At 74.3% G+C, this 20,097-nt stretch carries 14 protein-coding genes; 12 read left to right on the forward strand and 2 right to left on the reverse strand.

Annotated elements, in window-relative coordinates:
- Positions 1–754 precede the first annotated feature (754 nt).
- The 6 genes from FHX73_RS39350 (at position 755) to FHX73_RS39375 (ending at position 7,814) form a co-directional block, all read left to right on the forward strand.
- Positions 755–2,071, forward strand: a complete 1,317-nt coding sequence (locus tag FHX73_RS39350; protein WP_211786482.1) for a hypothetical protein — start codon at positions 755–757, stop codon at positions 2,069–2,071.
- Positions 2,072–2,090: 19 nt separating this feature from the next.
- Positions 2,091–4,316 carry a tetratricopeptide repeat protein gene (locus FHX73_RS39355; protein ID WP_145910872.1) on the forward strand — a complete coding sequence of 742 codons (2,226 nt, stop codon included), beginning with the start codon at positions 2,091–2,093 and terminating at the stop codon, positions 4,314–4,316.
- Between the two features lie 180 nt (positions 4,317–4,496).
- Positions 4,497–5,624, forward strand: coding sequence for an NADH:flavin oxidoreductase (locus FHX73_RS39360; protein ID WP_145910873.1), 1,128 nt, complete (start codon positions 4,497–4,499; stop codon positions 5,622–5,624).
- 53 nt (positions 5,625–5,677) lie between these two features.
- On the forward strand, positions 5,678–6,127 hold the full coding sequence (locus FHX73_RS39365; RefSeq protein WP_246214215.1) for a GNAT family N-acetyltransferase: 450 nt from the start codon (positions 5,678–5,680) through the stop codon (positions 6,125–6,127).
- Between the two features lie 43 nt (positions 6,128–6,170).
- Positions 6,171–6,410 carry a hypothetical protein gene (locus tag FHX73_RS39370; RefSeq protein WP_145910875.1) on the forward strand — a complete coding sequence of 80 codons (240 nt, stop codon included), beginning with the start codon at positions 6,171–6,173 and terminating at the stop codon, positions 6,408–6,410.
- Positions 6,411–6,560: 150 nt separating this feature from the next.
- Positions 6,561–7,814 (forward strand): NAD(P)/FAD-dependent oxidoreductase, encoded by a 1,254-nt coding sequence (locus tag FHX73_RS39375; RefSeq protein WP_145910876.1) that lies wholly within the window; start codon positions 6,561–6,563, stop codon positions 7,812–7,814.
- A 15-nt stretch (positions 7,815–7,829) separates the two neighbouring features.
- Here FHX73_RS39375 and FHX73_RS39380 read toward each other — a convergent pair whose 3' ends face one another.
- Together FHX73_RS39380 and FHX73_RS39385 are read right to left on the reverse strand one after the other, a co-directional pair.
- Positions 7,830–8,801 (reverse strand): zinc-binding dehydrogenase, encoded by a 972-nt coding sequence (locus tag FHX73_RS39380; protein ID WP_145910877.1) that lies wholly within the window; start codon positions 8,799–8,801, stop codon positions 7,830–7,832.
- Positions 8,802–8,873: 72 nt separating this feature from the next.
- Positions 8,874–9,080 carry a hypothetical protein gene (locus tag FHX73_RS39385; RefSeq protein ID WP_145910878.1) on the reverse strand — a complete coding sequence of 69 codons (207 nt, stop codon included), beginning with the start codon at positions 9,078–9,080 and terminating at the stop codon, positions 8,874–8,876.
- Between the two features lie 454 nt (positions 9,081–9,534).
- Here FHX73_RS39385 and FHX73_RS39390 point away from each other — a divergent pair, with 454 nt between their 5' ends.
- From FHX73_RS39390 to FHX73_RS39415, 6 genes are all read left to right on the forward strand, one after another.
- A complete protein-coding gene (locus tag FHX73_RS39390; protein ID WP_246214216.1) occupies positions 9,535–10,821 on the forward strand; it encodes a helix-turn-helix domain-containing protein in 1,287 nt (428 codons plus the stop codon).
- A 291-nt stretch (positions 10,822–11,112) separates the two neighbouring features.
- Positions 11,113–11,505 carry a cobalamin B12-binding domain-containing protein gene (locus tag FHX73_RS39395; RefSeq protein ID WP_145911325.1) on the forward strand — a complete coding sequence of 131 codons (393 nt, stop codon included), beginning with the start codon at positions 11,113–11,115 and terminating at the stop codon, positions 11,503–11,505.
- A gap of 11 nt (positions 11,506–11,516) precedes the next feature.
- Positions 11,517–12,851, forward strand: coding sequence for a methylaspartate mutase (locus FHX73_RS39400; protein WP_246214175.1), 1,335 nt, complete (start codon positions 11,517–11,519; stop codon positions 12,849–12,851).
- Positions 12,852–12,903: 52 nt separating this feature from the next.
- A complete protein-coding gene (locus tag FHX73_RS39405) occupies positions 12,904–13,896 on the forward strand; it encodes an asparagine synthetase A (protein WP_145910880.1) in 993 nt (330 codons plus the stop codon).
- The gene (locus tag FHX73_RS39410; RefSeq protein ID WP_145910881.1) at positions 13,893–15,146 is read left to right on the forward strand and encodes a glutamate synthase-related protein; all 1,254 of its coding nucleotides are present in this window, start codon (positions 13,893–13,895) and stop codon (positions 15,144–15,146) included. Before FHX73_RS39405 ends, FHX73_RS39410 begins: the two co-directional genes overlap by 4 nt.
- 212 nt (positions 15,147–15,358) lie before the next feature.
- Positions 15,359–20,065: a non-ribosomal peptide synthetase gene (locus FHX73_RS39415; RefSeq protein WP_145910882.1), complete on the forward strand. Its 4,707-nt coding sequence runs from the start codon at positions 15,359–15,361 to the stop codon at positions 20,063–20,065.
- The last annotated feature ends 32 nt before the right edge of the window (positions 20,066–20,097 follow it).

Genomic DNA, 20,097 nt, shown 5'->3' on the forward strand with positions numbered 1-20,097 from the left:
GCTCACCTGCGCGCGCCCGGTCGCTCCGTCGGACTCCGGTCGCGCTCGATGACGAACGGTCATGAGTGGCCCCGAGGAGGTGACGACATGAAGAAGATCACCATTCGCAAGCCCGGCTCCGTGCGCCTGACCAGCGCCGCCGTCGCGCTCTACGGCAGCTGTGGCGGCGGCGTCATCGTCATCCGCAACGCCTGACGGCGTGTTGAGCGGAGTCGAGAAGGCCGTGTCGACCTGTCCCGTCGATCTGCGTGGAAGGGGGTGACCTCATGAAGAAGATCGCCATCCGCAAGCCGGGTGCCGTGCGTCTGACCAGCGCTGCCATTGCGCTCTACGGCAGCTGCGGCGGCGGTATCCGCAACGCCTGATGCCCTGCTGAGGGCCCACACCTGACGGAAGACGGAAGGAGGTGACGTCATGAAGAAGATCGCCATCCGCAAGCCGGGTGCCGTCCGCCTGACCAGCGCTGCCATCGCGCTCTACGGCACCTGTGGCGGTATCCGCAACGCCTGATGCCCTCTTGAGGGGCCCACACCTCACGGAAAGGGGTGACGTGATGAAGAAGATCGCTATCCGCAAGCCGGGTGCCGTGCGCCTGACCAGCGCCGCCGCGCTCTACGGCAGCTGTGGTGGTAACACCACCACCGGCCCGTTCTAGGCGCGGGTCCGTCTCCGGTGGTCGGCCCGTCGGCCGACCACCGGTCGGGCCGGATCCCGACCACCAGCAGTAACGAGACGAGTCGAAGGAGCGGCGCAGATGCCCGGTACCGCGGCGCAGCATGACGGTGCGACACCCCGCCCGGCGGACGAACGGCCCGACGCGGCCGGGCCCGACCCCGTGGGCGTCGGCGTCGACCTGGATGCGCGGATCCGGCTGCACCCGCTGACCTACCTGCCCGAGGGCGACGAGGTCACCGTGGGCTGCGCGGCCACCGACTCCTACGCCGTACTGCCCGCCGACGGCGCCGAACTGCTGCGCCGGCTCGGCGAGGGGTGCACGCTCGGCGAGGGGGCGAGCTGGTACCTGGAGACCTACGGCGAGTCCGTCGACCTGGGTGATTTCCTGGAGGCGCTGGGCGAGTTGGACTTCCTGGCGCCGACCGGGGAGGCCGCAGCCGAAGCCGCCGGGCCGGCACGCCCCGTGCGCTGGGCGCGACTCGGCCGGCTGGTCTTCTCGCCGCTCTCGGGGCTCCTCCTCCTTGCCCTGGCGGTGCTCACCGCCGTGGCGATGGCGGAGCACCACGACCTGGTGCCGGCCAACAACAACCTGTTCTTCACCAAGTACATGTCGGTGATCGAACTGGTCACCTTCCTCGGGCAGATCCCGCTGCTGCTCCTGCACGAGTCGTTCCACGCCCTGGCCGGCCGCCGGCTCGGCCTCTCCTCCCGGCTGACCATCGGCCGGCGCCTCTACTACATCGTCTTCCTCACCGAGATGGACGGCCTGGTCGCCGTGCCCCGGCGCAAGCGCTTCCTGCCGATGCTCGCCGGGATGCTCGCGGACCTGCTGGTCATCATGCTGCTGACGCTGGCCGCCGACCTGACGCGGCATCCGGACGGCAGGCTCGGCCTGGCCGGCGGCATCCTGCTGGCCACTTCCTACATGACGGTGCTGCGGCTGATCTGGCAGTTCTTCCTCTACTTGGAGACCGACCTCTACTACGTGGCCGTCACGGTGCTCGGCTGCGTCGACCTGCAGGGGACGGCGCGCGCGGTGCTGCGCAACCGGTGGAACCGGCTGGTCGGCCGGCCGGAGCGGATGACCGACCCGGAGCTGTGGCACCCGCGCGACCGGGCGGCGGCGCGCTGGTACTCCTGGCTGCTGCTGGCCGGCTGGACCTTCTCGTTCGGCTCGCTCGGCTTCATCGTCGTCCCGATCGCGGTCCGGGTGTTCGGCCGGGTCCTCGGCCGACTGGCGGACCCGGGCACGCAGAGCGTCGGCGGACTGCTCGACAGCGCGGTCTTCCTCTCCCTGAATCTCGCCCAACTCGGCTTCGCCCTCTGGCTGGCGCTGCAGGAGCGCCGCCGCCGTCACGCCGCCGGGGCCGCCGCGGCGGCCACCACCCCGTCCTGACCGGAGACTGGAGACACAGATGTCTGACCGACCGCGCCACCGTTGGATCGTCGGCCCCGCTGACCTGGCGTCGCCGGGCGGCTGGTCGTCCGAGGTGCCGGGCTGGTCGCAGCTTCCGCCGGCGCTGCTGGCGCCGATCAACGCGCACCGCCGACTGCGCGGCCCGTACACCGCGGCCGGCACGCTGGCGCGCGAGCTGCACGCCCGGGCGGGCCGGCTCGCCGGCCAGGCCGCAGGCCAGCTCGCGGCCGACGCGCTCGCCGCGCACGACGTCGAACTCCTGACCGTGGCACCGGAGTTGCGGCTCACGATGGCGGCCACCCGGGAGACCCTCACCTCGCTGGCGGTGCCCTCGGAGCGCACCCGGTTCTACTCCCGGCTGCGCACCCTGCGGATCGCGCACGGCCTCACCGAGTGCCTGCGCGACGTGGTGGCGGCGATGACGGATCAGCCGGTGTCGCTCTGGTTCGACCGGGTGGACGAAGCCGACCCGCTGGACCGGGAGTTCCTCGGGGTGCTGGTGCGCAGGCTGGACCCGGCGCTGCTCACCCTGGTCATCGCGACCCGCGAAGAGCCGCCCGCCGACGGCGAGTTGGCGGCCATGCTGGCCCAGCACGCCGAGCGCTTCGACGTCGTCGCGCCCCAGGCCCCCGACCGGCTCCGGCCGGAACCGGTCGGAGCCCTGCTGGTGGAGCAGGCCCGTAGCTACGTCGCCACCGAATGCCTGAGCACCGAACCGGAATTGGCGCGGGCCTACGAGAGCCTGCCGGAGGCCGAGCGGCGCGTGCTGCACGACTGGCGGGCCGAGGAGCTGGAGGCGCTGGACTCCCAGTCGCTGCGCCTGGGCGCCATCCCGTTCCACCGCGAGCTCGGCACCGACCCGGCCGGCCCGGGCGCCGCCGCACTGGAGCACGGCCTCAACTACTGCATCGACCACGGGTTCTACGAGGCCACCGTCGACTTCGGCAAGCGCGGCCGGGCCCTGATCGACTGGAGCGCCGCCTACGAGCAGTGGTGGACCTTCACCACCAAGACCACCACCTCGCTGGCCGCCCTCGGCCGGCCCGTCGAGGCCGAGGAACTCTACGACGAGGCACGGGCGTTCACCGTCAACCCGACCATCCACATGCAGGCGGCCTACGCCACGGCGATGCTCTACACCCGCCACCACGACGAGGACCGCAAGGACCACCACAAGGCGATGGCCTGGATCAACCAGGCGATCGCCATCGCGCACCTGCTGCCGGACCCCAAGGAGCGCGCCTTCAACACGGTGTTCCACAAGAACGGCCGCGCGCTGATCGAGGGTCACCTCGCCCGGCCCGAGGACGCGCTGCGCCTGGTCGCCGAGGGCCTGGAGCGGCTGGACCACGACCTGGGCACCGGCGAGCACCTGCTGCACCGCTCGGTGCTGCGCCACAACCGGGCCCAGGTGCTCAGCGGCCTCGGCCGGCTCGACGAGGCGCTCGCCGACTTCCAGTCGGTCATCGAAGCGGACCCGAACTACGCCGAGTACCACTTCGACGCCGCCTCGGTGCTGCGCCGGCTCGGCCGCACGGAGGAGGCGCTGGCCGAGTACGACACCGCGATCCGGCTCTCCCCGCCGTTCCCCGAGGTCTACTACAACCGGGGCGACCTGCGCGCGGCCTGCGGTGACATCGCGGGCGCCGTCGCCGACTTCGCCTACGTGGTGGAGATCGACCCGGGCTTCGTGGACGCCTACGTCAACCTCGCCGGACTGCTGCTGCAGGAGGGCGAGGCCGAGCAGGCGGGCCCGCTGGTGGCGGCGGCGCTGGAACGGGCGCCGGAGCACCCGCACCTGCACAGCCTGGCCGGCCGGCTGGCGATGGACTCCGGCGACCTGGCCGCGGCCCGCGCCGAACTGGACGCCGCCATCGCCCTGGACGAGACCCTGGCCGAGGCGTGGGCGACCCGGGCCGCCGTGGTCTTCGAGCAGGACGACCTGACCGGCGCGCTGGCCGACCTCGACCGGGCGGTCGCGCTGCTGCCCGACCCGGCGATGCTCTTCAACCGGGGCACGGTGCGCGAGGCCCTGGGCCAGTGGAAGGAGGCGATCGCCGACTTCGACGAGGCGCTGGCCGCCGACCCGGACGAGCCGGACGCCCTGCTGCACCGCGCGATCTGCCGGGGCCGCACCGGCGACCGGGCGGGCGCCGCCGCCGACCGCGAACGCTTCCTGCTGCTCGCGCCCGACCGGGAGGAAGAGCTGACGGCGACCGCATAACAGCTGGTCGGAGGCCGGTGAAGGCCGTGGGCGGGTGTCCCGGATCACACGGCGGCGCGGCGCGGCGGCGAAATGTCCGCGGCGCCGCGACGGTTGCTCCTTGCGCGCGGTCCACACGTGCGTGTACATCGTGCGTGTGCACCGTGCCTGTGCACCGTCTGGTACCAAGGAGCAAAACCCGTGACCGCTTCCGCGTCCCCCGCCGCCCGCGCGGCCGAGATCCTCTCCCGGCCCGTCGCCCTGAACGGGCTGACCGTCCCGAACCGCATCGTGATGGCGCCGATGACGCGGCAGTTCTCGCCGGGCGGCGTGCCCGGCGAGGACGTGCGCTCGTACTACGCTCGCCGGGCCGGCGCCGGCGTGGGGCTGATCGTGACCGAGGGGACCTACGTCGGACACGAGTCGGCGGGGATGAGCGACCGGGTGCCGCGGTTCCACGGCGAGGAGCAGCTGGCCGGGTGGGCGCAGGTCGCCGAGGCCGTGCACGAGGCGGGCGGGCTGATCGTGCCGCAGCTGTGGCACATCGGCATGGTGCGCCGGGCGGGCAAGCCGCCGTACGCCGACGCCCCGGCGGTCGGCCCCTCGGGCGTGCGGACCGACGGCACCGAGGGCACCGGCCGGGCGATGACCCGCAGTGACCTGGACGCCGTGATCGGCGCGTTCGCCGAGGCCGCCGCCGAGGCCGAGCGGATCGGCTTCGACGGCGTCGAGCTGCACGGCGCCCACGGCTACCTGATCGACCAGTTCCTGTGGGCCGGCACGAACCGTCGCACCGACGAGTACGGCGGCGACCCGGTGGCCCGGACCAAGTTCGCCGCCGAGGTCGTGGCGGCGGTCCGCGAGCGCGTCTCGCCCGAGTTCCCGGTGATCTTCCGCTACTCGCAGTGGAAGCAGGACGCCTACGACGCCCGGCTCGCCGAGACCCCGCAGGAGCTGGCCGCGATCCTGGCCCCGCTCGCCGAGGCCGGCATCGACGCGTTCCACGCCTCCACCCGCCGCTACTGGCTGCCGGAGTTCGAGGGCTCGGAGCTGAACCTGGCGGGCTGGACCAAGAAGCTCACCGGCAAGCCCACCATCACCGTCGGCTCGGTCGGCCTGGACGGCGAGTTCCTCGACGCCCTGGCCGGCCAGGGCTCGCCGCTCAAGGCGATCGACGAGCTGCTCGACCGCATGGAGTGCGGGGAGTTCGACCTGGTCGCCGTCGGCCGCGCGCTGCTCCAGGACCCGCAGTGGGCGGCGAAGGTGCTGGGCGGCCGGCTCGACGAGCTGAAGCCCTACGACGCGGCCTCGCTCAAGACCCTGAGCTAGGCGGCGACCCGGCGGGGCCGGCCGGCGGGAGCGCTGGCTAGACTCGCGCCGTGATGATCAGTCAGGCCGGCCCGGACGACGTCGCCGAGCTGGCCCGGCTGCTCTGGCTGGACACCCACCACGAGGAGCCGGGCGGTCCGGCCGTCGACGCCTTCGCCGCGCAGCTCGCCCAGTGGTGGGACACCCGCCGGGACTCGCACCTGGCCTACGTGGCCCGGCTCCACGAGCCGCAGATCGTCGGCATGGCCTGGGTCGCCCTGGTACCCCGCGTGCCCCGGCCCGGCGCGACGAACCGCCTGGCCGGGGACATACAGAGCGTCTTCGTCCTGCCGGAGCACCGGGGCCGGGGGATCGGCTCGGCACTCGTGGACGCCGCCTCGCAGCACGCGACCCGCCTGGGCTCCCTGCGCGTGACGGTCCACTCCGGCCGCCGGGCCGTACCGGTGTACGAACGGCTGGGCTTCGAGGCCTCCCGACGGCTCCTCCAGCGCCCGCCGGACTAGAGCCTGACCGGTATGGTTCGCCGGGTTGAGAGGGAGGACCGTGGTGTTCGTGGAGATCGTCTTCGCCGGACTGCCGATCGACCGTGACGAGGTCGAGGAGGCGTTGGAGGCCGCGTTCGGCTCCGATGGTGAGGTCACGGGAGCCGGCAGTGGGATGGGACGTTGCCATCTCGACCTGGAGATCGAGCCGGGCCTGGACCGGGACAGGGCGTTGGACCGGCTCCGGGGCGTGTTGACCGATCTCGGGGTCGAGGAGTACGCGACGCTCAACGTCAGCGGCTGATCGGCGGCCGCCGCTCGTCCACCCCGGCGCAGGCCCTTCTCGCTGCGAATGCGGGCGCCCTCCCACCCGGCGCCGCGCGTCGTGCACCCCGCAACGGGGTGGTCGCGGGTGACACTGGGTCAGCAGTGACCGCGAGGCGAGGGAGTGCGGGTGACCAGCACGGAGACGGCCGGCTCGGATCCGGTGATCGTGGTGGGCGCCGGGGTCGCCGGGCTCGCCTGCGCGCTGGACCTGGCGGCAGCCGGTCGGCCGGTCCGGGTGCTGGAAGCGCAGGACGGTGTCGGGGGCCGGATGCGCACCGACCTGGTCGACGGCTTCCGGCTGGACCGCGGCTTCCAGGTGTTCAACACCGCCTACCCGCAGGTGAAGCGCCGCCTGGAGCTGCGGGCCCTGCGACTGCGCCCCTTCACGCCCGGGTTCCTGCTGGCGGGCCGTCAGGGCAACCACCGGGTCACCGATCCGACCCGGCGCCCGCGCCAGGCGGCCGAGGCGCTGCGCGGCGGCGCGCTGCCGCTCCGCGACCTGGCCGCCCTCGGACTGCTCACCGCCCGGGACGCGCTCGCGCCCCCGTCCCTCCTGCGGCACGGGCGGGACGTGGCGACGGACCGGGCGCTGGCCGGTGCGGGGGTCTCCGACCGGACGGTGGAGTCCGTGCTGGGGCCGTTCCTGGCCGGGGTGTTCCTGGAGGACGGGCTGGAGACCTCCAGCCGGGTGTTCCACCTGGTGTGGCGCAGCATGCTGCGCGGGACGCTGTGCCTGCCGGAGGCCGGGATCGGGGCGGTCCCCGAGCAGTTGGCCGCCGGGCTGGCGCCGGGCACCGTCGCGTGCGGTGCGCCGGTGGCCGAGGTCCGTGCCGACGGGGTCGTGCTGGCGGACGGATCGGTGCTGCGGGCGCGTGCGGTGGTGGTGGCGACCGGGCCGGCGGCGGCCGCGCGCCTGCTGCCGGGCTTCGCGCCGGTGCCCACGCGGTCGGTGACGACCTATTACCACGCGGCGGCCCGCAGCCCGTTGCCCGAGCCGACCCTGGTGGTGGACGCCGACCGGGCGGTGCTGAACACGGTGGTGCTCTCCGAGGTGGTGCCGGGCTGCTCGCCGGACGGGCGGGCGCTGGTCGCGACCTCCGTTCTGGACGGCGCGGCGGGCGAGGCGTTCGCGCGCGGGCGGGCCGGCGAGCTGTACGGGGTGGACGCCGCCGACTGGCAGTTCCTGGCCCGGTACCGGATCGACGGGGCGCTGCCGGCGATGCCCGCGCCGCACCCGCTGATCCGCACGAGCAGGTGGCAGTCGGGGCTGTACGTCTGCGGGGACCACCGGGCCACGGGTTCGGTGCAGGGCGCCATGGCGTCAGGGGCGCGGGCGGCCCGCGAGCTGCTCGCCGACCTGGCCGGCGGCAGCGCGCGGTGAGCCTGGTGAACACGGTCAGACCAGCAGCAGGGTCTTGCCCAGGGCGCTGCGGCTCTCGATCGCGGCGTGCGCGTCCGCGGCCTGCTCCAGCGGGTAGAGCTGTCCGATGACCGGGCGGACCCGGCCCGCGACCGCCTCCGTCATGACCTGCTCGGCCCACTGGCGCATCCGCGGCCGGAAGCCGTACAGCTGCTCGATCCCGATCACCTCGACCCCGCGCCGCTGCGCGTCCGCGGGCTCGATCGCCGTCAGCTGACCGCTGGCGGCGCCGTGCACGGAGAACCGGCCGTGACGGGCCGTCAGCTCGAACGCGGCCCGGCCGATCTCCCCGCCCACACCGTCGAACACGACGTCGACTCCCGCGCCGCCGGTCGCCTTGAGCACCTGCTCGGTCCAGTCCGGTGCGGTGTAGTCGATCGCGGCCTCGGCTCCCAGGGCGCGGACCAGGTCGAGCTTGCGCTCCCCGCGGGCGATCCCGATGACCCGGGCCCCGGCCGCCTGCGCCAACTGGACCAGCAGGGTGCCGACACCGCCGGCCGCCGCCTCGACCAGCACCCACTCCCCGGCGACGATCCGGGCGCCCTCGACCAGGCCCGTCGCGGTGCTGCCGTCGGTGTGCAAGGCGGCGGCCTCGCGCAGCTCCAGCCCGTCGGGCACCGGGACCAGGCCCTGCGCATCGGTGGCCACCCGCTCGGCGAAGGCACCCGTGGGCCCCGCGTCGGCCAGCACGCGCCGACCGATCCAGCTCGGATCCGTTCCCTCCCCGACGGCGCTCACCCGGCCGGCCACCATGCCGCCCGGCACGTACGGCAGCTCGGGCTTGGCGTGCCACTGGTCGACGCCACGGCGGATCCGGGTCTCGACGAACGTGATGCCCACGACGGACACCTCGACCAGTACCTGTCCCGGACCGGCGACCGGCTCCGGTGCCTCGCCCGGAACCAGAACCTCGGGGCCGCCGAAACGCTCCGCCTGCACAGTCCGCATGCTGATCACTCTCCTGTTTAAATCACTGCGATTCGGACAGCACGGAGTCTTCAACCTCAAGCAGACTTGAGGTCAACCCCGCTGTGACCTACACCGCCCACGCCCGTCTCCGAGGAGCAGCCCGGCCACCGAGAGGGTTCCCCAGCCGATCGAGACCGCCAGGGCGAAGCGGCGGTGCCGGGCGGTGGGCAGGGTGCGGGAGAGCAGGGCGGCGTCGCCGGAGCCGGCGGCGATCAGCGGCACGGCGGCGAGCAGCGGCACGACGGCGATCCGCAGCACGGTGGCGGTGCGCAGGCTCCGATCCCGTCGGGGCAGCCACCTGCCCGTTCGGGCAGGCTGCCGGCACCGACGGCCCCGGGCCGGTAAACGCGCCCGGCTGCACGCCGGTGCACGGGGCTCTCCGCGTGCCAGCTGCGGCGGTCCTGTCGGATGATCAACTTCCGCCCCTCGGGAGGGTGTTCGAGCAGGCCCGCCCTGGTGGTGACAGCCTGTGAGGTCAGTGTGAAGGTCATGAGTGGGGCCGGTGACCGGCCGTTGATCCGGCGTAGATGGCGAGCCTGGAGCATCGGGAACCGGAGGGAACCGGTTCGGAGGCCACAGCCTGACCACCGGGGCCCGCGCGGTCGGACCACGGGCTGCGCGGGGACCCCAGTGCTGTTGCCGACGCCGGGCCCGACGACACAGGGAGTCCGGGATCACGAAGGGCAGACGAAGCATGGACGGCGTGCAGTCGATGCAAGCGGTGAAGACGGCGGCGGGCTTCGGGGAGCTGCTGCGGGTACGGCGCGAGCGGATCGGGCTGACCCAGCAGTGCCTGGCCGATCACGCCACCCTGAGCGTGCGGGCGATCCGGGACATGGAGAGCGGCCGGGTGCGCCGGCCCCGCAACGAGACCGTCCGACTGCTGGCGGATGCGCTGCGGCTGGAGGGCCGCAGCCGGACGGACTTCGAGGAGGCCGCCCGCCGGCACCCGCTGGTGCCGGAGTCGCTGGGCGAGCCGGCGGCCCCGCCGGTGGCGCGCGGGGCGATCGTCGGCCGGGAGATGGAGGCCGAGGTGCTGACCGACGCCTTCGCCGTGCACGGCGACCGGCTGGTCTCGCTGGTCGGCCTGGGCGGAGTGGGCAAGACCCGGCTCGCGCTGGAGGTGGCGCGCCGGCTGCACCTGGCCGCCCGCTGGTCGGTGCGCTGGGTGGAGTGCGGCGGCGGCCCGCACCCGTGGCGCGGCGTGCTGGACGACCTGGTGCCGGGGCTCGGCGACCGGCCGGTGCTGCTGGTGCTGGACGGCGCGGACGGCGGGGTGGACGCCGGCCAGCTGGACGGGCTGTTCCACCACTGCCCGGGGCTGCGGGTGCTGATCACCGCGCGGGAGGCCCGCCCGCTGCCCGGCGGGCAGGTGATCCCGCTCGCGCCGCTGCCGGTGCCGGCGCCCGAACTCGACGCCGAGCCGGAGGCGTTGGCACAGGTCGCGGCCGTGCGGCTGCTGCTCTCGCACCTGTCCAGGCTGCGCCCCGGCTACACCCTGGGGCGCACCGAGGCGCCTGCCGTCGCCGAGCTCTGCCGCCATCTGGACGGCCTGCCGGGCGCGTTGGAGCGCGCGGCGGGGTGGGCGCTGGTGCAGTCCACCGCGCAGCTGGTGACCCGGCTGGCGGCCGTGCCGTTCACGCTGGCGGCCCCGCCGGTGGTGTTCGGCGCGCGCGGCGACCTGCGGGACGAGGTGGAGCCGGCGATCCGTCGACTGACGGACCGTCAGAGAGCCCTGCTGGACGTCCTGGTGGACGAGCCGGGGGACTGGTCGGGGGAGGACGCGGTGGTGCGCAGCGGCTGGGCGCCGCAGACCTGCCTGGCGACGGTGCACGAGCTGCTCTCGCGCGGGCTGATCCGCAGCGTGGCCGCCCGCGATGGCGTGCGGTTCACGGTGCTCAACCTGTGCCGGCGCCTGGTGCGCGAGGAGCCGGGGCGGCGCCTGGCGCCGGTCGGCGAGGTGTCGGCCCCGCTGTTCGCGGTAGCCGCAGCGGGCTGACGGTGGGTCGGTGGCGTGCCGACGGCAGGTTGGCGGCGGGTTGACGGCAGGTACAGGTCATGCCGAATCTGCCGCTAGCTGCCCGAATCTTGCCGCACGAGCTGCCGCTCGCCGGACCTGTTCACTCCTAACGTTCTTGGCGGGGCTGGGCCGTCGCGGAATCCGCGCCGGAATTCCCGGGCCGCCGGCCGGGGCGTCGGCGGGATTCCATCGCCGATCTCTACCGATGAGGGCTGAGTTGTGGAGCACGGAAATGCCGAGCAGAACGGGCTGGAGATCGTCGTGACGACGATGGCCTCGGATTCGCACACCTGGAACCTGGTCTTCCTGCAACTGCTGCTGGAGGAACTGGGCCACCGGGTGACGAACCTGGGCGCCTGCGTTCCGGACGCGCTGCTGCTCGCGGAGTGCCGCCGGATCGAGCCTGACCTGATCGTGATCAGCAGTGTCAACGGGCACGGCCACCAGGAGGGCCTGCGGGTGATACCGGCCCTGCGCGCCTGCCCCGAACTGCGGCTCACCCCGACGGTGATCGGCGGCAAGCTCGGCATCGCCGGAGCCGACGACCCCGACCGCGAGCGTGTGCTGCTGGCGGCCGGCTTCGACGCGGTGTTCGAGGAGGGCTCCTCGGTCGCGGGCTTCCGCGAGTTCGTCGCGGGGCTGCGCTCGCAGGTCTTGCTGTGACGGGGGCTGCCGTGACGGGGCCCGCTGTGCGGCCGTCCGTGCCGCCCGGGGCCGAAGCGCCGGGGTTCGGCGCCTTCGTGGCGCAGGCCGCGCGGGCCGGCGCCCTGGTGGTGCAGCCGCGGATGGGCATGGCGCAGGCGGGCGCGATGCGGGCGGGCCTGCTCGCCACCCGGGCGGCGCTCGCCGTCACCGTCGGCACCGTCACCCTGGACAGCTACACCCGCACCGGCGACCTCGACGCCGCCCGGCGGGCGCTGGCCGCCGGGGCGGGGCTCAACGGCTACCCGATCGCCACCCACCCGGTCGAGGTCACCCGGGGCGTGCTGCGCGGAGTGGCGGACGCGGGCTTCCCGGTGCAGGTCCGGCACGGCTCGGCCGCGCCGGAGGGCATCGTCCGGGCGCTGCTGGCGGCCGGCCTGGATGCCACCGAGGGCGGACCGGTCTCCTACTGCCTGCCGTACGGCCGCACCCCGCTGCACGAGGCGGTGGCGAACTGGCAGCGCAGCTGCCGACTGCTGGCCGCCGCGCGCGGATCCGCCGTCGAGCCGCACCTGGAGACCTTCGGCGGCTGCATGATGGGCCAGCTCTGCCCGCCCTCGCTGCTGATCGCGATCAGCGTGCTGGAGGCGCTGTTCTTCCGTCAGCACGGGCTGCGCAGCGTCTCGCTCAGCTACGCCCAGCAGGCCAACGCCCGCCAGGACCTGGAGGCGCTGGTCGCGCTCGGCCGGATCGCCGACGAGCTGCTGGCGGACGTGGACCGGCACCTGGTGGTGTACGCCTACATGGGCGTCTACCCGCGCACGCCCGGCGGCGCGCGGCTGCTGCTGGAGGACGCGGCGCGGCTCGCCGTGCGCGGCGGCGCCGCCCGACTGATCGTCAAGACCACGGCCGAGGCGCACCGCATTCCGACGGTGGCCGAGAACGTGCGGGCGCTGGAGACCGCCGCGGCTGCGGCCGCGGTCGAGCGGGCCGGCCCGCCGGGCGCCGCGCCGCCGGACACCGGGATCGAGGCCGAGGCCAGGGCGCTGATCGGCACGGTGCTGGACCTGGACGCCGACCTCGGGCGGGCGCTGGTGCGGGCGTTCGCGGCCGGCTACCTGGACGTGCCGTACTGCCTGCACCCGGACAACGCCGGGCGCGCCCGCAGCTCGCTCGGCGCGGACGGGTGGCTGCGCTGGTCCTCGGTCGGCTCGATGCCGATCGCCGGGCTGGTCGAGGGGGGCCGCCCGCCGATCCTCGGCTCGGCCGGGCTGCTGACCGCGCTCTCGCACGTCCAGCGGCGCTACGACGGCCTGGCCGAGCGCCTGCCCGCGCCGACACCCCGCGGCCTGCCCGCAGTTCGCTGACACCCCGTCAGCTTTCACCCACGTATCCCACGAGAGAACAGGACTCCCCACCATGACCGACGCCACGCCCCTGCCCCCCACCGACCCGGGCCGGCACCTGACCTCGCCGACCACCCGCGGCGCGCTCCGGGTCCAGCAGCAACTGCTCACCGCTGCCCGTGAGTTCCTGCGAGGCCGGGGCTTCACCGAGCTGCTGCCGCCGATCATCGGCCCGGTCACCGACCCCGGCGCGCGCGGCTCCAAGCAGGTGGACATCGACTTCTACGGTCACCGGTACAAGCTGATGACCAGTGCGATCCTGTACAAGCAGGCCTCGCTGCTCGCCTTCGACAAGATCTTCTGCATCGCCCCCAACGTCCGGCTGGAGCCGCTGGAGACCGCCGGGACCAGCCGCCACCTGGCCGAGTTCCACCAGCTGGACGTCGAGGTGGCCGGTGCGAGCCGGGACGATGTCGTGCAGCTGGCCGAGGACCTGGTGGTGCACATGGTCGACAGTGCGCTGCGCGAGCTGCCCAAGGAGTTCGCCGAACTCGGCCGGGACCCGCAGGCGTTCGCCGAGCTGCTGAAGGGCTCCTTCGGCCGGATGCGGCACGCGGAGGCGGTCGCCGAGCTGCAGGGCGTCGGCCATCCGCAGAGCGCGGACGCCGAACTCGACTGGGCGGGCGAGGCGTTGCTCTCCACCCGGCGCGACCGGCCGTTCTTCGTCACCGACTACCCCAAGGGCTCGCGCGGCTTCTACGACCGCGAGCACCCGGACGACCCGGGCCTGCTGCGCAACTTCGACCTGCTCGCCCCCGAGGGCTACGGCGAGCTGTGCAGCGGCAGCCAGCGCACCAACGACTACGCGGAGATCATCACCCGGATGCGGGAGACCGGCGAGAACCCGCAGAAGTACCGCTGGTACCTGGACCTGGTGCGCGAGGGCGTGCCGGCCAGCGCGGGCTTCGGCATCGGCGTCGAGCGGTTCACCCGGTACGTCGCCGGGCTGGACGCCGTCTGGCAGGCCAGCGCCTTCCCGAAGCTGCCCGGGGTGGTCTCCCCGTGAGCGACCTCAGCGCACCGGGCTTCCCGGAGGAGGAGGTCCGGCGGCGGGCCCGGGCCGGGGCGGCGGCCGCGTTCCCGCCCGCCGAGGACTACGGCCACGTGCTGTTCGGCGCCGGCCGCCCCGAGCCGGCCGACCACGCCGCGCTGCCGGATGCCCTGGACGCGCTGCGGATCGTGCCGCCGCTCTTCCTGCCGCAGCGGCTCGCCAAGCTGATCGACCTCGGCCGCGAGCCCGACTACCGGGACGTCGAACTGTCCACCGAAATCGGCGGGTTCACCTCCGCCCTGCCGGTGTACGCCTCGGCGACCGGCTCCACCCGGGCGGCCGGCGGCGACCTCGGGCTGGCGTTGAGCCGGCAGGCCGGGGCGCTCGGCATCCCGATGGTGATCGGCGAGAACGTGGTGCCGGTCAACGGCTACGGCCGGCTCGGCGAGGCCGCCGACCGCACCCTGCTCGGCCGGCTGCGCGCCTACACCGAGGAACTCCCGGACGGGCTGGGCGGCGTGGCCGTGCAGCAGAGCACCGAGGACGCCGACGCCGAGGTGTGGAACCTGGTGCACAGCGACCCGGCCGCCCTGCCGCTGCTCGAATCGGGCCGCCTGGCCTTCGAGTTGAAGGTCGGCCAGGGCGCCAAGCCGGGCCTGGGCGGGATGACCGTGCTGGAGGCCGAGGCGGCCGCCGCGCTCGGCGACCGGTTCGGGCTGGACGCGCTGTTCGGCGACGGGCGGGTGCTGCGGACCGCCACCCCGGGCACCTTCACGGCGGAGATCCTGCGCCAGCAGATCCGGCTGATGCGCAACAACTACCCGCGGGTGCGGATCTGGGTGAAGCTCTACCCCGGCCGGGACGTGGCCGAGGCCGCCCGGGTGGCGCACGAGGCCGGCGCGGACGCCGTCGTGGTGGACGGCGCCGAGGGCGGCACCGGCTGGGCGCCCGGGGTGTTCCTGCCGCACGTCGGGCTGCCGCTCGCGGAGTGCCTGCGCCGGCTGGCCGCCGCGCCGCCGCCCTGCCTGCTGGTCTCGGGGCGGATCTGGGAAGGCGCCCGCGCGGTCAAGAGCCTGGCCCTGGGGGCCCGCGCGGTCGGCCTCGGCCGGGCGGCGCTGCTCGCCGTCGCGGAGGACCGGGAAAGCGGACTGCGACGTTTTGCGGAATGCCTGGCGCTGGAACTCCGATTGCTGATCAGTGCGCTCGGGAAATACGCTCCGCAGGCCCTCGACCGGGAGGACGTCTGGTCCCCGGAGGGATTCTGATCGATCGTCGGCCGGCGCATTCCGCCGGTCCGGGTCGACTGACCGGCCTGCCCGGAAATCGGCACCATGACCTGATCCGGAGCCTGATCAAGCCTGCTCGGAAACCGCTCGTGAAACTGCCGATTTCCTTCCTCAATTCCTGCCGGTAGGGCCGGGAGATCCTCCCTATCGTTCAATTCGTCGCCGATCTTTCTCACCTCTGGGGTTCGCTGATGTCCTCTCGAAATCTTCCTGGCGGAACAGGAGGCCGCACCGGAAACGGTGGGCCCGCCGAGCACGCGTTCGAGCCGTTCGCCGCGGCCGTCCACCGCTTCCCGGACCGGCCGGCCGTGCGGACCGGTGGACGGACCGTCAGCTACCGGGAGCTGGACGGCCTGACCGCCGCCCTCGCGGCCCGGCTCGGCCCCGGCCGCACCGTCGCCGTCACCGGCCGCGACCGGCTGGACCACGTGGTCGCCCTGGTCGCGGTGCTGCGGGCCGGCGCCACCTACCTGCCGCTGGACCGGGAGGCGCCCGAGGAGCGCAACCGCTGGATCGCCGAGGACGCCGGCGCGGACCTGGCCCTGGACGGTGAGGAGCTCACCGAGCGGGCGGGCGGCACGGCCGCCGGCCCCGGCTACGTCATCTACACCTCCGGCACCACCGGCCGCCCCAAGGGCGTGCACGTGCCGCTCGCCGCCCTGACGGGCCACCTGGCCGCCGCCGTCGAGGCGTTCGGCCTGACCGAGCGGGACGTGGTGCTCCAGTTCGCCCGCCCGACCGTGGACGTGGCGGTGGAGCAGGTGCTCGCCGCGCTGAGCGCCGGTGCCTGCCTGGTGCTGCCGGAGCAGCGGCTGCTGGCCCCCGCCGCGCTGCTGGACCTGCTGGACGCCGAGGGCGTCACCGTGGCCAACCTGGCGGCGGGTTACTTCCAGGACGTGGTGGCGGCGTTGGGCGGGCGGGTGCCGCGCACCCTGCGGCTGCTGGTCTCCGGCAGCGACAAGCTGGAGCCGGCCACCGCCGCCGCCTGGCGGGCGGCCACCGGGATCGAGCTGCTGAACGCCTACGGGCCGACCGAGACCGTGATCACCGCCACCACCCACCGGTTCGACGCGGCCGGCGGGCAGCCGGACGCCCGGGTGCCGATCGGCAGCGCGCTCGGCGGCCGGCGGCTGCACGTGCTGGACGAGCGGCTGCGTCCGGTGCCGGCCGGTGAGGCGGGCGAACTCTACGTCGGCGGGCCGCTGTTGGCCTCCGGCTACCTCGGCCGCCCGGGCCTGACGGCCGAGCGCTTCGTCGCTGACCCGTCCGGCGGCCCCGGTGACCGCCTCTACCGCACCGGGGACCTGGTGCGCCGAACCGGAACGGAAGGTCCGCTGGAGTTCCTCGGACGCACCGACCACCAGGTGAAGATCCGCGGCTTCCGGGTCGAGCCCGGCGAGGTCGAGCAGGTGCTGGCCGGCCACCCCGGCATCACCGGCTGCCTGGTGGTGGCGCACGAGGGCCGGCTGGCCGCCTACGTGACCGGCGATGCCCCGCAGTACGCCGAGCTGCGGCCCTGGCTGGCCGAGCGGCTGCCCGAGCACCTGGCCCCGGCGACCCTCACCGCGCTGGCCGCCTTCCCGCTGACCGCCGCCGGCAAGGTGGACCGCGCGGCGCTGCCCGCCCCGCAGGCCGCACCCGCGGGCCAGTCGGCCGGCCGGCCGCCGCGCACCCCCGCCGAGCAGCTGATCGCGGCGGTCTGGGCCGACGTGCTCGGGGTGCCCGAGGTGACCGCCGACGACAACTTCTTCCACCTGGGCGGCGATTCGCTGACCGCGGTGCGGGTGGTCGGCCGGGTCTTCGACGTCTTCGGCATGATCTCGCCCTACACCATCTTCGACGCGCCGACGCTGGCCGAGTTCGCCGCCGCCGTGAGCTCCGCCGCCGCCGGCGAGCGCCCGGCCCCGGTCCGCACCGGCGCCACCGAGGCCCCGCTGTCCAAGTTCCAGCGCGGCCTGTGGTTCCTCGACCAGTGGAACCCGGACTCGCCGACCTACGTGGTGCCCTGGGTGTTCCGCTTCGCCGGACCGGTCGACCCCGAGCTGCTGCGGCAGGCGCTGGCCGGCGTGGTCGCACGGCACGAGAGCCTGCGGACCACCTTCGAGCTCGCCGAGGACGGGCCGCGCCAGGTCGTCCACCCGGCCGTGGAGCTGCCGTTCACCCTGACCGAGACCACCGCCGAGCAGGTGGACGAACTGGTCGCCGAGGCCGCGCTGGAGCCCTTCGACCTGGCGGCCGGACCGCTGCTGCGGGCCCGGGTGTTCCGCACCGGCGACACCGCCACCCTGCTGCTGATGTTCCACCACATCGTCTGGGACGAGGGCTCGCTGCCGGTGCTGGAGGGCGAACTCCAGGAGCTGTACGCCGCGTTGGCCGAGGGCCGGGCGGCCGAGCTGCCGGAGCCGGCCGTCCAGTACGGCGACTACGCGGCCTGGCAGTACCAGGACGACCAGGCGGAGCGTCAGCTCGACTACTGGCGCCAGCAGTTGCGCGACGCACCGACCGCTCCCGCACTGGAGCCGGAGCACCCGCGGCCCGAGGAGCAGGCCTTCCGCGGCGCCTTCCACCGGTTCACCATGCCCGACCCGGTGGCCGAGGCCGTCCGGGCGCTCGCCCGCAGCGAGGACGCCACCCCGTTCATGGTGCTGCTCGCCGGCCTTGCGCTGACCCTGCACCGCCGCACCGGGCAGCGCGACCTGGTGCTCGGCTCCCCGGTGAACGCCCGCGGCCGGGCCGAACTCGACGGCCTGATCGGCTACTTCGTCAACCTGCTGCCGCTGCGGCTGCAGCTGGCGGAGGGCGCCTCGTTCCGCGAGCTGGTCCGCCACGTGCGCGAGGTGTCGATCGGCGGCTACCGGCACCAGGAGGTCCCGTTCGACGACATCGCCGCCGCCGTGCTGGAGGAGCGCCCCGAGGACCGCAACCCGCTCTGCCAGGTGCTGCTGGAGCTGCACCCGCTGGACACCCGGCCGTTCACCGTCGGCGGGCACCAGGTCACCCGCGCCCTGCACTCCAACCCGGTCTCCCGGTTCGACCTGTCCGTCTCGGTGGACGACCTCGGCACCGGCTTCACCGGCCGCTTCGAGTACGACAGCGACCTGTTCGGCCCCGCCGCGATGGCCGCCCTGTGCGAGGAGTGGCTCGGCACCCTGGCCGCCGCCGTCGAGGTGCCGGTGCACGCCCTGTTCGAGGCGCGGGCCGCCGGCAACCCCCGGGCCACCGCCCTGATCGCAGGCGAACGCACCATCGAGTACGGCGAGTTGAACGCCGACGCGAACCGCCTGGCGCGCCGCCTGACGGAGCTCGGCATCGGCCGCGGCGACACCGTCGCCGTGCTGGCCGAGCGCGGGCCCGAGATGGTCACCGCGCTGCTGGCCGCGCTCAAGGCCGGCGCCGCCTACACCCTGCTCGACCCGGACTTCCCGGCCGAGCGGCTGGCCGGCGCGGTCGCCGACGCCGGCGCCCGCACGGTGATCACCCACCGGCACGCCACCGTGCCGTTCGCCGTCGAGCGCCAGCTCGACCTGGACGCCGCGGCCGGCGACCTGGCCCGGCAGGCGGCGCACGACCTGCGCCTGCCCATCGACGGCGCCGACCTGGCCTGCGTGATGTTCACCTCCGGCTCCACCGGCCGCCCCAAGGGCGTGGCCGTGCCGCACCGCGCGCTCACCACCACCTACCTCGGCCAGGACTACGCCCGGTTCGGCCCCGACGAGGTCTGGCTGCAGTGCTCGCCGGTCTCCTGGGACGCCTTCGCGCTGGAGCTCTACGGCGCGCTCTGCTTCGGCGGCACCTGCGTACTGCAGCCCGGCCAGCGGCCGGAGCCGCAGGCCATCGCCGAGCTGACCCCGCGTCACGGCGTCACCCAGCTCCAGCTCTCCGCCAGCCTGTTCAACTTCCTGCTGGAGGAGTTCCCGCAGACCTACGACGGCCTCAAGCTGGCCATCACCGCCGGCGAGCGGGCCTCCGTCACCCACGTGGCCAAGGCGCTGGCCGGCTACCCGCAGCTGGCGGTCGCCAACGGCTACGGCCCGGTCGAGAGCCTCGGCCTGACCACCAGCCACCAGGTCGACCGGGCCGCCCCCGCCGGCAACTCGGTCCCGATCGGCACCGCGCTGAACGGCAAGGGCGTGCTGGTCCTGGACGAGCTGCTGCGCCCGGTCGAGCCCGGCACCACCGGCGAGCTGTACGCCACCGGCGGCGGCCTCGCCTACGGCTACCTGGGCCGCTCCGCGCTGACCGCCGCCCGCTTCGTCGCCCACCCGTTCGGCGCCCCCGGCGAGCGCCTCTACCGCACCGGCGACCTCGGCCACCTGAACGCCGACGGCCTGCTGGAGGTCACCGGCCGGATCGACGACCAGGTGAAGATCCGCGGCTTCCGGGTCGAGCCCGGCGAGATCGAGGACGCGCTCACCCGCCACCCGGCCGTCCAGGAGGCCGCCGTCACCGTCCACGAGCCCGCCCCGGGCGACCGCAGGCTCGCCGCCTACGTCACCCTCGGCGCCGGACCGGTGGACCCGGACGCGCTGCTCGACCACCTGGCCGGCCTGCTGCCCGAGCACATGGTGCCCGCCACCCTCGACGTGCTGGACGCCCTGCCGCTCAACCACAACGGCAAGGTCGACCGCAAGGCGCTGCCCGCCCCGGCCGGCCGCCGCGCCGCCGCGGCCGACCCGCTGACCGAGGCCGAGCGGCTGGTCGCCGACGCGGTGCGCGAGGTGCTCGACCTCGCCGAGGTCGGGCGCGAGGACAACTTCTTCCGGATCGGCGGCAACTCGCTGGCCGCCGTCCGGGTCGCGATGCGGCTGTCCCAGGCCACCGGCACCCGGGTCCCCCCGCAACTGGTGTTCAAGGGCCGGACCGTGAGCGCCATCGCCGAACGGCTGGCCGCCAAGTGACCCAGGCCCAGAACGCACAGGAAGGAGACGCG

Origin of the sequence: Kitasatospora viridis (assembly GCF_007829815.1) — a bacterium.
Lineage (GTDB): Bacteria > Actinomycetota > Actinomycetes > Streptomycetales > Streptomycetaceae > Kitasatospora > Kitasatospora viridis.